At 69.7% G+C, this 12,758-nt stretch carries 14 protein-coding genes and 1 tRNA gene; 4 read left to right on the top strand and 11 right to left on the bottom strand.

Translation table 11 applies throughout. The features are described from left to right. Nucleotides 1–77 precede the first annotated feature (77 nt). On the bottom strand, nt 78–1,187 hold the full coding sequence (gene prfB, locus AB0259_RS03905; RefSeq protein WP_251580379.1) for a peptide chain release factor 2: 1,110 nt from the start codon (nt 1,185–1,187) through the stop codon (nt 78–80). Between the two features lie 26 nt (nt 1,188–1,213). Between prfB and AB0259_RS03900 the strand changes: the two genes are divergently transcribed. After that, entirely contained in the window at nt 1,214–2,488 is a 1,275-nt protein-coding gene (locus AB0259_RS03900; protein WP_366220520.1) for an MFS transporter, read from the top strand. An 18-nt stretch (nt 2,489–2,506) separates the two neighbouring features. On the opposite strand, the gene AB0259_RS03895 is transcribed toward AB0259_RS03900, so the two are convergent. The 7 genes from AB0259_RS03895 to AB0259_RS03865 are packed head-to-tail and all read right to left on the bottom strand — an operon-like array spanning nt 2,507 to nt 6,922. Beyond that, nucleotides 2,507–2,914, bottom strand: a complete 408-nt coding sequence (locus AB0259_RS03895; protein WP_366220522.1) for a pilus assembly protein TadG-related protein — start codon at nt 2,912–2,914, stop codon at nt 2,507–2,509. Further along, nucleotides 2,911–3,378, bottom strand: coding sequence for a TadE family protein (locus tag AB0259_RS03890; protein WP_366220524.1), 468 nt, complete (start codon nt 3,376–3,378; stop codon nt 2,911–2,913). Before AB0259_RS03890 ends, AB0259_RS03895 begins: the two co-directional genes overlap by 4 nt. Next, nucleotides 3,353–3,742 carry a TadE/TadG family type IV pilus assembly protein gene (locus tag AB0259_RS03885; protein WP_366220528.1) on the bottom strand — a complete coding sequence of 130 codons (390 nt, stop codon included), beginning with the start codon at nt 3,740–3,742 and terminating at the stop codon, nt 3,353–3,355. Before AB0259_RS03885 ends, AB0259_RS03890 begins: the two co-directional genes overlap by 26 nt. A gap of 9 nt (nt 3,743–3,751) precedes the next feature. After that, entirely contained in the window at nt 3,752–3,955 is a 204-nt protein-coding gene (locus AB0259_RS03880) for a hypothetical protein (protein ID WP_366220529.1), read from the bottom strand. Nucleotides 3,956–3,978: 23 nt separating this feature from the next. Beyond that, nucleotides 3,979–4,905: a type II secretion system F family protein gene (locus AB0259_RS03875; RefSeq protein WP_366220531.1), complete on the bottom strand. Its 927-nt coding sequence runs from the start codon at nt 4,903–4,905 to the stop codon at nt 3,979–3,981. Further along, the gene (locus tag AB0259_RS03870) at nt 4,902–5,762 is read right to left on the bottom strand and encodes a type II secretion system F family protein (protein WP_366220533.1); all 861 of its coding nucleotides are present in this window, start codon (nt 5,760–5,762) and stop codon (nt 4,902–4,904) included. Before AB0259_RS03870 ends, AB0259_RS03875 begins: the two co-directional genes overlap by 4 nt. After that, on the bottom strand, nt 5,759–6,922 hold the full coding sequence (locus AB0259_RS03865) for an ATPase, T2SS/T4P/T4SS family (RefSeq protein ID WP_366220535.1): 1,164 nt from the start codon (nt 6,920–6,922) through the stop codon (nt 5,759–5,761). Before AB0259_RS03865 ends, AB0259_RS03870 begins: the two co-directional genes overlap by 4 nt. Nucleotides 6,923–7,167: 245 nt before the next feature. Here AB0259_RS03865 and AB0259_RS03860 point away from each other — a divergent pair. Both AB0259_RS03860 and AB0259_RS03855 read left to right on the top strand, forming a co-directional pair. Continuing rightward, nucleotides 7,168–7,249 (top strand) — tRNA-Leu (locus tag AB0259_RS03860). A gap of 72 nt (nt 7,250–7,321) precedes the next feature. Then, nucleotides 7,322–8,092 (top strand): VTT domain-containing protein, encoded by a 771-nt coding sequence (locus AB0259_RS03855; protein WP_366220537.1) that lies wholly within the window; start codon nt 7,322–7,324, stop codon nt 8,090–8,092. Here AB0259_RS03855 and AB0259_RS03850 read toward each other — a convergent pair whose 3' ends face one another. After that, nucleotides 8,093–8,971 carry a Ku protein gene (locus AB0259_RS03850; RefSeq protein WP_366220539.1) on the bottom strand — a complete coding sequence of 293 codons (879 nt, stop codon included), beginning with the start codon at nt 8,969–8,971 and terminating at the stop codon, nt 8,093–8,095. It lies immediately after the preceding gene. Nucleotides 8,972–9,031: 60 nt separating this feature from the next. Here AB0259_RS03850 and AB0259_RS03845 point away from each other — a divergent pair, with 60 nt between their 5' ends. After that, complete coding sequence (locus AB0259_RS03845; RefSeq protein ID WP_366220541.1) at nt 9,032–11,410, top strand: ATP-dependent DNA ligase; 2,379 nt, start codon at nt 9,032–9,034, stop codon at nt 11,408–11,410. Between the two features lie 7 nt (nt 11,411–11,417). Here AB0259_RS03845 and AB0259_RS03840 read toward each other — a convergent pair whose 3' ends face one another. Both AB0259_RS03840 and AB0259_RS03835 read right to left on the bottom strand, forming a co-directional pair. After that, a complete protein-coding gene (locus tag AB0259_RS03840) occupies nt 11,418–11,780 on the bottom strand; it encodes a bleomycin resistance protein (RefSeq protein ID WP_251580367.1) in 363 nt (120 codons plus the stop codon). Between the two features lie 17 nt (nt 11,781–11,797). Next, the gene (locus tag AB0259_RS03835; protein WP_366220543.1) at nt 11,798–12,709 is read right to left on the bottom strand and encodes a cation diffusion facilitator family transporter; all 912 of its coding nucleotides are present in this window, start codon (nt 12,707–12,709) and stop codon (nt 11,798–11,800) included. Nucleotides 12,710–12,758 lie beyond the last annotated feature (49 nt).

The following is a 12,758-nucleotide window of genomic DNA, read 5'->3' as shown; positions in this document are numbered from 1 at the left end:
TGCAGAGGTATTCCGTGCGTCGTCCAGTTATGGATGCAGCTGGATGGAAAAAGTTCGCCGGATCTCTCCGGATCGACTCAGTCGTCGTCCTTGCGCTTGCGCCAGCGGATGCCGGCCGCGATGAACCCGTCGAGGTCGCCGTCGAAGACGACGGCAGGGTTGCCGACCTCATGCCCGGTGCGCAGGTCCTTCACGAGCTGCTGGCCGTACAGGAAGTAGGAGCGCATCTGGTCGCCCCAGCTCGCGGTGATAGTGCCGGCGAGTTCCTTCTTCTTCGCGGCCTCCTCCTCCTTCTGCAGAAGCATGAGGCGCGTCTGCAGGACGCGCATGGCGGCCGCGCGGTTCTGGATCTGGCTCTTCTCGTTCTGCATCGAGACGACGATGCCCGTCGGGATGTGCGTCAGGCGAACAGCCGAGTCGGTCGTGTTGACCGACTGGCCACCGGGACCGGACGACCGGAAGACGTCGACCCGGATGTCGCCCTCGGGGATGTCGACCTCCTGGGCCTCCTCCATGACGGGGATGACTTCGACGGCCGCGAAGCTCGTCTGTCGCTTGTCGGCGGAGCCGAACGGGCTGATGCGTGCGAGGCGATGCGTGCCGGCTTCGACCGACAGCGTGCCGTAGGCGTAGGGGGCGTCGACCTCGAAGGTGGCGGACTTGATGCCCGCGCCTTCGGCGTAGGAGGTGTCCATCACCTTGACGGGATACTTGTGGCGCTCGGCCCAGCGCAGGTACATGCGCATGAGCATCTCGGCGAAGTCGGTGGCGTCGTCCCCACCGGCACCGGAGCGGATCGTCACGACCGCACCGCGGTCGTCGTACTCGCCGTCGAGGAGCGTCTGCACCTCGAGCTGGCTGATGACCTTCTCGAGGTCGGCGATCTCGCGACGCGCTTCCTCCGCGGAATCCTCGTCGTCCATCTCCTGCGCGAGCTCGACGAGCACCTCGAGGTCGTCGAGGCGCTGCTCGACCTCGGTGATGCGCTTGAGCTCGGACTGCCGGTGGCTGAGCGCGCTGGTGACCTTCTGCGCCTTCTCGACGTCGTCCCAGAGGTCAGGAGCACCCGCCTCGTCGGACAGACGGGCGATCTCGGCGGAGAGTGCGTCGACATCGACGACCGCCTTGATCTCACCGAAGGTGGAACGGAGGGCCTGGATGTCCGCAGACGGATCGAATTCAAGCATGACACTCCAGAGTAACGTGGATGCCGATGACCGACCGCCCCGACTCCCCCAGCGCCCGAGAGGTGCTCTGGCGATTCGGACCCATGGTCTACGCGCCGACGGTGCTCTTCGCGATCGGCGAGGGCGCGGTGATCCCCCTCATCCCGATCCTCGCCGGTGGTCTCGGCGCTGATGTGGCCCTGTCCGCGCTGATCGCCTCTCTTCTCGTCGTCGGCCAGTTGGTGGGCAACCTTCCGGCCGGGTGGGCCGTCGCCCGCGTGGGCGAACGGGTGACGATGATCGCCGCCGGCGCGCTCGCGCTGGCGGTCTCCCTCGCCGCCGCTCTCGTGCCCGCGCTCCCCGTGTTCGCTGCTGCGGTCTTCCTCATCGGCTCGTGCGCTGCCGCGTTCGGTCTCGCGCGCCATTCGTTCATGACCACGCGCGTGCCAGTCATGTTCCGGGCGCGGGCGCTGTCGCTCCTGGGCGGCACGTTCCGCCTCGGAATGTTCACCGGGCCGTTCATCGCTGCCGCGCTCATCGGCCTCTTCGGAGACGAGCGCGCCACGATCTGGTTCTTCGCGGTCTGCCTCGTCGCGCTCATCGCCTTGGTCACGTTCGGTCCTGACCCGGAGAAGCAGTTCGTCGCGGCGCCCGCGCGCAGCCACGATGCCGAGGACTCCGGTGAACCCGTCACGGGGTCCATTCCGGTGGCTGAGCGCGTCGGCGTCTTCCGCACCATGTGGCGGCATCGCCGGGTCCTGTCACGCGTCGGTCTCGCGGCGGCGTGCCTGTCGGCCGTGCGCTCCGCGCGACAGGTGGTGCTTCCCCTCTGGGGCGTCTCGATCGGCCTCGACGCCCAGTCGATCGCGCTCGTCGTCGGTGTCTCCGGCGCGATCGACTTCGCCCTCTTCTACGCGAGCGGTCAGGTCATGGACCGCTTCGGGCGCCTGTGGGCCGCGCTGCCCGCCATGATCCTGATGGGCAGCGGCTTCCTCGCGCTGTCGTTCACCCACGACGGAGAATCCGCCGAGATGTGGTTCGCACTGTTCGCGGCGGTCCTCGGCGTCGGCAACGGTCTTTCGAGCGGCATCCTCCTGACCATCGGCGCGGATCTGGCCCCGAAGGACGACCCCGCCCCCTTCCTCGGATCGTGGCGGACGTTGACGGATGCCGGTGGCGCCACGACCCCGCTGATCGTGACCGGCATCACGGCGATCTCGTCGCTGTCGTTCGCCGCCGGTGCGGTCGGCGTGATCGGCCTGCTGGGAGCCGTCGCCTTCGTGCGCTGGCTGCCGCGGTTCCTGCCGCATGTGAGCCGCTGACGGTCTCCCTTCGTTTCGTCAGTCGAGCGAGGTGCGGCTCGTCGCCGTCGCGTCGAGTGCGACACCAGCGGGGACGAAGACCGACGAGATCGGCGGATGCCACGTCGCCGAGACGGTCACGCGCGCCGAGACGCCGTCGGGTGTCACCGCCGAGATCAACCTCACCCCACCGTCCACCTCGATGAGCGCCTCCGCCTGCTCGCGGACTCCCGCATCGGTGAGCTGCGCCCGCGGCTCACCGTCCCGCACCTCGAGAGTGAAACCGTCCGCGCCCGCCAGGGCCGCGGCATCCGCTGCCGCCTGCGTCCGCTTCTGCGCCAGGTAGAGACTCGTCGCGTCGACGCAGACGAAGACGAGGACCAGTGCGAGCAGTGCGTAGCCGATGGTCAGCAGGAGGACGCTGCCGTCGTCGTCGCGCGCCGTCATCCGTCCCTCCAGTACCGCGACACCTTCTGCACGGCGGAGGACTCGACACCGACGCGGGCCGCATCCTGGAGTCCCAGCACCGGCGGCACGAGAGGCAGGGGGACGGACGCCGCGACCGTCACCCGGACGGTCTCCCCCGCCCCGGGGCACGCCGCCGACTCCCCCACGCACGAGACGTCGACCTCGATCGTGTCGGGGTCGAGGTCGTACTCCCGAACGATCGAGTCGAGGACCGCTACCGCGCGGGCGTCGGCATCCCGGGCGCCCTCCGCAAGCGACACGGCCCGCGCGACGTGTCGTGACGCCGACTCGACGCCGAGGGCATGCGACTGGATGGTCCCGAGCGCCACGATGAGGTACACGATGGGCACCAGGAGGACCACTCCGCCGACGATGAACTCGAGTGCGGCGGACCCGCGCTCGTCGTCGCGGAGGGCCTCACTCGAGAACCTCAGCCGCGGCATGGACCGTCACCTCCCATCCGTGCGGCACGCCGAGCAGTCCGATCAGTGGGAGCCGCGTCGTGAGCGTCACCGCGACCGTGTCGTAGCCCAGCGCGGTCGAGTCCGCGGCCGTCGCGGTCTCGACGAACCCATCCCCCACGGCCCGTTCGACGACTTCGCGGGCCCGCTGCGCGCCGGCCGCGGTCTCGACGTCGGCGAGAGCCGCGTGGTACGCGCCCTCGACTGCGGCGTCATGGACGACATTGCGGACGTACACGGCCAGTCCGAGCTGCAGGACGCCGAGCGTCAGCACGGTCAACAGCACTCCCACGAGCACGAATTCGACCGGAGTCGATCCGCGTTCGTCAGACAGCAGCCGCCGCATTCGAGGTTCTCAGAAACTCGAGACCTGGTCGATCGCCCGCTCGAACAGCTGAGCCAGCGCAGGCCCCGCGAGGGCCCAGATCACGACGACGAGTCCGGCGGTCATCAACGTGATGAGCACCCAGCCGGGCACGTCGCCCCTCTCGTCGTCGCGGACGTCCGTGACGACGGCACCCCAGACTGTGCGCAGTCGGGAGAGTGTGGAACGGATCATGGTGTTCTCCTTTCGAACATGAGTCAGCCGACCCCGAGCCGCAGCATGACGATGCCCGGGAAGACGGCGAAGAGGACGCTCATCGGCAGCAGGAGGAACACGATCGGGAACAGCATCGCGATCTCCTTCTTGCCGGCGCTCTCGATGAGGGAACGTTTGGCGTCCTCGCGCGCGTCGCCGGCCTGCGCCTGCAACACGCCTGCCAGCGGCGCGCCGCGGTCGATCGCCGCGACGAGGTGTTCCAGCGCCCGCGCGAGGGCGGGCACGTCGAGTCGTCGACCGAGATCGACGAGCGCGTCGGAGAGGTTCGAGCCGGTGCCGCTGTCCAGGACCGCTCGGCGGATCTCGACCGTCAGTTCCCCCGAGCCGAGCTCCCCCGAGCCGAGCTCCCCCACCCGCCGCAGGGCATCACGGAGCCCTTCGCCTGCGGCCAGGCAGAGCGCGAGGAACTCCAGCAGCGTCGGCAGTTCCTCTTCGACACGGGCTCGACGTCTGCGTCCCGCCGACGTCAGCCGCAGATCCAGCAAGGCGGCAGCCGCGACCGCCGCTGCCGGCGGGAGCACGACGGCGCCCGGGCTCATGCGACCGATCAGCGCCAACGCCACGAGCACGATCCCGCCGGCGAGAGACCCCAGCACGACCCAGGTGAGCTGGCGAGCGCGGAAAGCCGCGGCATCCTGCGTCCATCCAGCCTGGCGCAGACGCTGTTCCAGTCGGGCCGCGCCGCCCAGTGCGGCCATCAGACGGTCGCGTCGCGTCCGCCATTCCGATCCGGCCGCATCCAGGGGTGTGAGACCACGCGGATCTGCGATGTCCCGAAGGTACGGCGCGATACGCCGCGACAGCGTCGGGGCGGCCAAGCGGGGCACCCGCGTGGCGACGAGCACGATGCCCGCGGCGAACGCGGTGCCGAGCACGATGGCGATCGCCACCTCCGTGAGCCCGCTCATGCGAACCACCGCCGCGGCTCCGGCAGCCGGCCGATGCCGAGCATGAGCCGGAAGGCGACGACCGACACCGCAGCCCCCAGCAAGATCACGGCAACCCCGTCGGGGCTGCTGTAGGCCGTCGCACCCTCGGGGCGGAGAGCGAGCAGTCCGAGGATCACCCAGGGCGCGACCACTCCGAGCACAGCGGCGCCGCGGATCCACGACTGACGCGCTTCGATCTCGGCGCGAAGTGCCGCCTCCGCCCGGACGGATGCGGACAACGCGCGGAGCACGCTGGTGAGTTCGGTACCACCCACCTGTCGTGCCATGCGGAGAGCCTCGAGGATGCGGTCAGCCACGGGATCTGCGAGCCGGGCTTTCAGGCGCAGTGCGCTCGAGTCGAAGTGTCCTGACGCCGAGACGTCGGAGGCGAAGGCGGCGAAGGCCGGACGGAGGGGCGGCGGACCGACCTCCCCGAGCGCCGAGACCGCATCGGGCAGCGACATCCCGGATCGCACGGATGCGACCAGCAGATCGCACACGTCGGGCCAGAGCTGTCGACGGCTCTTCTGGCGGCGGCGGGCTCGGCCGCGCAGCCATGCTGCCGGTGCGAAGGATCCCGCAGCTGCGGCGACCGCAGCGAACGCGGGCAGTGCCGTGACGAGCCACACGACCGCGCCCGACAGGGCTCCCGCAGCGCACGAGGTCGCGACGAGGTGACCGGGTGTGGCGTGCCCGAATCCGGCGTTCTGGAGCAGCCGAGCGGATGCGCCGTCCCGTCGTCCGGGCGCGGGGGTTGCGGAGCGCGGTGGCCAGAGCCACGGCGCCAGAGCGAGCAGGATCCCGGCGGCCAGGGTGATGCCGAGGAGCGTGGTCATCCGTCGTCACCGCCGAACAACGACCGGGTCTCGACGACGCCGTCGACGACCCGACCTGTCGGAGCGGCGATCTCGACGACCGCGCGGCGACCGTCAGCATCCCGTCGACAGTGGACGACGAGTCCGACGGACGCGGCGATCGCCGGGAGGAGGAAGTCCCGGTCGATGTTTCGCCCGGCCAGAAGGGGCAGCGAGCCGAGCTTGCGGAGCGCGTCCCTCGCGGAGTTGGCGTGGATCGTCGCGGCCCCGGGCACGCCGGTGTTGAGGGCGAGGAGCAGATCGAGCGCCTCGGCGTCGCGCACCTCGCCCACGACGAGCCGGTCGGGCCGCATGCGCAGCGCTTCTTTCACGAGGCGGCGCAGGGACACCTCACCGGTTCCCTCGAGGCTGGACTGGCGGCCCTGCAGCGCCACGAGATCGGGCGCCTGCGCGTTCAGCTCGAACGTCTCCTCGACCGTCACGATCCGGTGATGCCCGGGCGCGGCGGCGATGAGCGCACCGAGGAGGGTGGTCTTGCCGGCGTGGGTGGCACCCGAGACGATCACACTCGTGCCGTCGCGCATCGCCTCCCGCAGGATCGCTGCTGCTTCCGCACGGACCGAACCGGCGGCGACGAGGTCGTCGAGGGTGCGGAAGCGGGCGAGGAACTTCCGGATGTTGACCGCCCAGTGGCGGCGCGTGATGTCCGGGATGACGACGTGAAGCCGTGAGCCGTCCGGCAGGGATGCATCGACGAAGGGCTGACTCAGATCCACGCGTCGGCCGGTGGCGTGCAGCATCCGCTCGACGAGGTCGCGCACGGCCGCGTCGGTCAGGACGATCGGCGCGCGCTCACTGCGGCCTTCTCGAGCGATGTAGACCCTGTCGGGGGCGTTGACCCAGATCTCCTCGACCTCGGGGTCATCCAGCAGCGTTTGCAGCGGCCCGTACCCTGCGACAGTGGAGAGGATGTCGCGGACGGACGCCGCTTCGTCTTCGATGACGTCGACGCCACGAGCGAGCGCGAAATCGTTGTGCCGGCGCACCTCGGCTCGGGCGATGTACGCCGCGCGGTCCGGGTCGCGGGAGGGATCGACCTGTTCGCTTCGCAACCGCTCGCGCACCCGCTCGGCGACCGCGGACTGCCCACGGGGCGAAGTCGTGGAGGACGCGAAGCTCATGGCCTGGGATCCTCGCAACCCCGCCCGGAGCCGCGCGGGAGTTATCCACACGCCACGACTCCTGCGTGGAGCGGCGCCCCCCCCACGCGGGCGAAGGGATCCTCCACTACTTCGCCCAGGTCCCCACGTGGACGCCGACTTCCGGGCGCCCCTGCTGGACGACCCCGAGCTGATCCGACCGCCGCCAGGAGTCGGGATATCCCTCTCAGGTGTCTCCCACCGCGCGCCCTAGACTGAACGCACCAGCGGGAGTGGTGAAATCGGCAGACACGCAGGATTTAGGTTCCTGTGCCTTCGGGCGTGGGGGTTCAAGTCCCCCCTTCCGCACGAGGCACCCGCGTGCCTCACACCTTGCGCCCATCCGTCGGCGGGCCCACCGCCGCGAATCGAAGGACCTCCGTGCACCCCTTCGCACTGCTTCCCTGGCTCGATCCCGAGACCATCATCAACGCGGCCGGCCCGTGGGCCCTCGTCGTGGTCTGCTTCATCGTCTTCGCCGAGACCGGCCTGCTCGTCGGCTTCCTGCTGCCGGGTGACACCCTGCTGATCATGGCGGGCCTGCTGTCGAACCCGGTCACCCACGCCCCGAACGGCGTCTTCGGGATCAACGTCTGGGTGGTCGGCCTGCTGATCGGTCTCGCGGCGTTCCTCGGCGGTGAGGTCGGATACCTGATCGGTCGCAAGGGCGGACCCGCCGTGTTCGAACGCAAGGAGTCCGGCCTCTTCAGTCGCAGCAACGTCGAGCGGACGAATGCGTTCTTCGAGCGCTACGGTGGCGTGACGGTCATCCTCGCCCGTTTCGTGCCGATCGTGCGCACCTTCGCCCCGGTTGCCGCCGGCGTCGGCAAGATGGCATGGCACAAGTACTCGCTCTACAACCTGATCGGCGCCGTGATCTGGGGCTTCGGTCTGACGGTCGTCGGTTACCTCGTGAGCCTCATCCCGGGCGTCGGCGAGTTCGTCGCCGAGTACATCGACGTCATCCTGCTGGTGGCGGTGGCCGGCACCATCATCTTCATCGTGTGGCACTACTTCGCCGAGAAGCGCAAGGTCAAGCGCGAGATGGCCGCCGGACCCGACGGCGTCACCGACCAGGCCGAGGCGCAGCAGCTCGTCCTCGAGCCCGAGGCGTTCGACGAGCGCCCCGACGGCGAGACCCGGCGCCCCTGATCAGGACGCCTTCTTCTTCGCGGGCTTCTTCTTCGCCGCCGCCGGCTTCTCGTCGGCGGCGGCATCCTTCTTCCCGGAACCCGAACCCGCTCGGGCGGCGCGACTCTTCTCGACGCTCGCCCGCAACGCCTCCATCAGGTCGATGACCTCGCCACCGGAGGCATCCGTCTTCTCGCCGAAGGTCTCCGCCGTGTCGAAGGCGTCGCCCTTCTCGAGCTTCGCCTCGATCAGCGTGCGCAACTCCTGCTGGTATTCGTCGGCGAACTCGGTCGGGTCGAAGTCGCTCGAGAAGCTGTCGACGAGGGATGCCGAGAGCTCCAGCTCCTTGCTCGAGATCTTCACCGGCTCGTCCAGCACCGGGAACGACGCCTCCCGCACCTCGTCCGCCCACAGCAGCGTCTGCAGCACGAGGACGTCGCCCCGCACGCGGAGGGCGGCCAGACGCGTCTTCTGCCGGAGCGCGAAGCGGACGATCGCGGTGCGATCGGTCTGTTCGAGCGTCTGGCGCAGCAGGACGTAGGCCTTCGGGCTCTTCGAGTCCGGTTCGAGGTAATACGCCTTGTCGAGCGTCAGCAGGTCGATCTGCTCGGTCGGCACGAACTCGACCACCTCGATCTCCCTGCTGCGTTCACTCGGGAGCGCCGCGAAGTCGTCCGAGGTCAACACCACGGTGCGTTCGCCGTCGTCGTACGCCTTGTCGATGTCGGCGTACGGAACGACCTCCCCGTCGATCTCGCAGATGCGCTGATAACGGATGCGGCCGCCGTCGGCCGCATGCACCTGATGCAGGGACACGTCGTGGTCCTCCGTCGCGGAGTACACCTTGACGGGGACGTTGACCAGGCCGAAAGTCAGGGCGCCTTTCCAGATCGCTCGCATCACACCAGTAGACACCCGTCACAGCCGGTTCCGACAGGGCTTGCGCACTACTCTGGGCCCATGCCAGCCGCACCGCAGGAGGTCGTCGTCGACGGACGGCGTCTGCGGCTGACGAATCTCGACAAGGTCATGTACCCCGAGACGGGGACCACCAAGGGCGAGGTCATCGACTACCTCACCCGGATCGCGCCGGCGATGCTGCCTCACCTCGCCGATCGGCCCGTCACCCGCATCCGCTGGCCCGACGGGACCAGCGAGGGCTCGTTCTTCGCGAAGCACCTCGAGGCGGGTGCGCCGTCGTGGGTGCGCCGCCTCCCGATCGAGCACTCGACAGGCGCCAAGGACTACCCGCTCGTCGACGGGATACCGACCCTCGTCTATCTCGCGCAGGTGGCCTCGATCGAGCTGCACGTCCCGCAATGGCGGTTCGACGCGACCGGCGAGCGGAGGAATCCCGACCGCCTTGTGCTCGACCTCGACCCGGGCCCCGGCGCAGGGCTCGCCGAGTGCGCAGAGGTCGCGCGCTGGGCGCGCACCATCCTCACCGACCTGGGGATGGACCCGTTGCCCGTCACCAGCGGCAGCAAAGGCATCCACCTCTACGCGCCCCTCGACGGATCCCGCACGAGCGACGAGATCAGCGCCTTCGCCAAGGAGCTCGCACGCCTGCTCGAAGCCGACCACCCCGACCTCGTCGTCAGCCAGATGTCGAAGGCGGCGCGGCCGGGCAAGGTGTTCCTCGACTGGAGCCAGAACAACGGCAAGAAGACGACGATCGCGCCCTACTCGCTCCGCGGCCGGGAACGACCGACCGTCGCGGCGCCCCGCAGCTGGGACGAGCTCGACGACCCCGACCTGCGCCATCTGCTGTTCGACGAGGTCCTCGACCGGGTCGCGGACCTCGGCGACCTGTTCGCGCCGCTCGCGCCGACCGACGCGGGGCCTCTCACCTCGTACATCGCGAAACGCTCCGCGGCGAAGACGCCCGAACCCGTGCCGGACTCCCCCGCCGGTGCGCCGTCCGTCGGCACCGCCCGCTTCGTCATCCAGGAGCACCACGCCCGCCGCCTGCACTATGACCTGCGCCTCGAACGCGACGGCGTGCTCGTCAGCTGGGCGGTGCCGCGCGGCATCCCGGACTCCCCCTCGACCAACCATCTGGCCGTCATGACCGAGCCGCACCCCATGGAGTACCTGGACTTCGCGGGCGAGATCCCCGCCGGTGAGTACGGTGCCGGGTCGATGTCGATCTGGGACACCGGCACCTTCGATCTCGAGAAGTGGCGCGCCGACGAGGTGATCTTCACCGCGAGGGGGCGCGACGACGGCCCGCTCGGTTCCGTGCGCCTTGCCCTCATCCGCACGAGCGGCGAGGGAGAGAAGTCCCAGTGGCTCCTCCACCGGATGAAGACGGATGCCGCACCCGCCGCATCCGCTCGGCGAACGCCCGCGCCGACGCCGACCGCCTCGACGCCGCCCGCCCCGGCGCCGATGCTCGCGACGTCATCCACCCCTCCCCTGGCGCGCCGCGCGGCGGAGCGCTGGGGGGCCTGGGTCGAATTCAAATGGGACGGGGTGCGCGCCCTCGGGCTCTGGGACGGTCAGCAGCTGCGACTGCGGGCCCGCAGCGGCACCGAAATCACGGCGCGCTACCCCGAGTTGACCGCCGCGCCGGGGTTGGGCCCCGCACCGTGCGTGGTGGACGGCGAGATCGTCGCGCTCGACGAGCGCGGGCGTCCGAGCTTCTCGCTCCTGCAGCACCGCATGCATCTGACGAAGGCGGCCGAGATCGAGCGTGAATCGCGGCGGATCCCGGTGCAGTTCATGCTGTTCGATCTTCTCGAGATCGACGGGACGGATGCCGCGCCACTGCCGCTCGCACAGCGGCGGGAACTCCTCGAACAGCTCGCTGCCGGCGTGGACGAGCCGATCGTCCTGCCGCCCGTCGCGGACGACGTCGACGACGCCCTCGCCACGGCCCGTGGCCTCGACCTGGAAGGGATCGTCGTCAAGGACCCCTCGTCGAGCTACCGACGGGGCCAGCGCAGCGAGCAGTGGCTGAAAGTGAAGCTCACCCTGATGCAGGAGGTGGTGATCGGCGGCATCCGTCCAGGGAAAGGCGGACGAACGGGCGAGATCGGATCGCTGCTCATGGGCATCCCGACTCCGGACGGTCTCCACTACGTCGGCCGCGTCGGCTCCGGATTCGGCGACGCGACCCTGGCCCGATTGGACGCGGCTCTCACCCCGCTGCGGACCGATGAGAACCCGTTCGTCGACGTCGGCCGGGCCGAGGCATCCGATGCGCTCTGGGTACGCCCGGAGGTCGTCGGCGAGGTCGAGTACGCCGAGGCGACGCCGAACGGCACACTCCGGCACGCGCGCTGGCGGGGGCTGCGGCCCGACAAGACGCCGGACGACGTTCGTATGGAGAACTGACCGGGTTTCAGCGGTTCTGGATGAGGGTGAGCTGCGTTCCGTCGGGGTCGACGAGGAACGCGACGCTCCCTCCCCAGGGCTCGATCCGCGGCGGATGACGGCGGGGGAAGCCGGTCGTCGTCTCCGGCACACCCGCCTCTACGAGTCGCTCGTACCATTCGTCGAGCTCGTCGACCCGGAGGCAGCACATGAACGAGCTCGAGAGCGGGTCGACGTCGGGCGCTGGGAAGAACTCGAGCTGCACACCGTCGCGACGGAGGATGAGCCATCCCTCGTCGCGGTACGCGGCGGCGAATCCCAGGCGACCGTAGAACGACAAGGTGGAGTCGAAGTCCCGCGATGGCAGATTCGGGGTCGCCAGATCAGTCATGCGTCGGTCCTCCCGGTTCAGGCGTGGGCGTCGTGTTCGACGTGACCGGCGGGCTCGAGCTGGAAGGTCGAATGCTCGACGTCGAAGTGCCGGGACAGGCACGACTGCAGACGGGACAGCAGCGCGCCCGCGCGATCGTCGGCGAAGTGGTCCGGCGCGACCACGACGTGTGCGGTGAATACCGGCGCGCCGCGCGTCAGCTGCCAGACGTGGACGTCGTGCACATCGACGACGCCCTCCGTCCCGAGGATGTGATCGCGGATGTCGGCGACCTTCGTCCCCGCGGGCGCTCGTTCGCCCAACACGGCGAACACCTCGCGCAGCAGGCTGACGGCTCGGGGCACGATGAGCGCGGCGATGAGGAGGGATGCCACGGCGTCCGCCGGCATCCAGCCCGTGAGCCAGATGACCCCCGCCGCGATGATCACGACCACGGAGCCGAGGAGGTCCCCCATGACCTCGAGGTAGGCGCCGCGCACGTTGATGCTCGTGCGCTGGGCGGCGCTCAGCACGTAGAGCGAGACACCATTCGCGATCAGGCCGATCACGGCGACGACGAGCATCGGCAGACCCTGGACCTCAGCGTCCGCCGGGTCCATGAGCCGTCCGACCGCCTCGACCGCGATCCATGCGCCGAGGACGATGAGGATGACGGCGTTGAGGAGCGCTCCGAACACCTCGGCACGCTGGTAGCCGTACGTCTGGCGTTCGTCGGCGGGTCGCGCGGCGACGGATGCCGCGATCAGAGCGATCACGAGGCCGGAGCTGTCGGTGAACATGTGCCCGGCGTCGGCCAGCAGCGCGAGCGATCCCGTGAGGATCGCCCCCACGAGCTGGATCACGAGGACGGTCGCGGTGATGCCGAGCGAGACGGCGAGCAGCCGACGGGGATGGCCTCCCCGGATGCCGCTCGGCGCGTGATCGTGCATACCTCGAGGGTAGGACGCGGCCGACGCCGTCACGGCGATGCCGAGCAAC

This window comes from Microbacterium sp. NPDC080005, assembly GCF_040702445.1.
Taxonomy (GTDB): domain Bacteria; phylum Actinomycetota; class Actinomycetes; order Actinomycetales; family Microbacteriaceae; genus Microbacterium; species Microbacterium oleivorans_D.
The sequence above is the reverse complement of the archived record's forward strand: the minus strand, read 5'-3'. Positions and strand labels throughout refer to the sequence as shown.